A 349-nucleotide genomic window follows, 5' to 3' on the forward strand; every position below is an offset into this window, starting at 1 on the left:
GTGGAGGACTTCGCTGCGAACCTGCCGGCGACGGTGGAGGCGGACCGGTACTTCCTCTACGTGGACGATCCCCGGCTCGTACCGCTGCCGTTCTGGGCGGGCGGCGTCCCTTCGGAGGGCGAGACCGACGAGACCTTGCGCACGGTCGCCCAGGCATATCTGCCCTCGCCGGTACGGGAGACGGAGGTCGAGGAGGTCAGTGGGCGGATCGGTGCAGGGATGCGCGGGCTGCGCTATCGAGACTCCGGTGAGGGCACGCTCATGGTGACACTCACCTACGCCTGGCGGTCCGAGGAGTTCGGCCAGGACGTCATGCTGCGGACCGTCTGCCACGATCCGGCGCGGCTCG

The 349-nt window shown here is 69.3% G+C and carries 1 protein-coding gene; it reads left to right on the top strand.

Going from position 1 to position 349, the window contains the following annotated elements:
- The coding region (locus HTV45_RS33505; RefSeq protein ID WP_215209644.1) for a hypothetical protein at positions 1-349 on the top strand (349 nt) is incomplete at both ends.

The sequence above is a fragment of the Streptomyces sp. CHD11 genome (assembly GCF_018638295.1).
GTDB lineage: Bacteria > Actinomycetota > Actinomycetes > Streptomycetales > Streptomycetaceae > Streptomyces.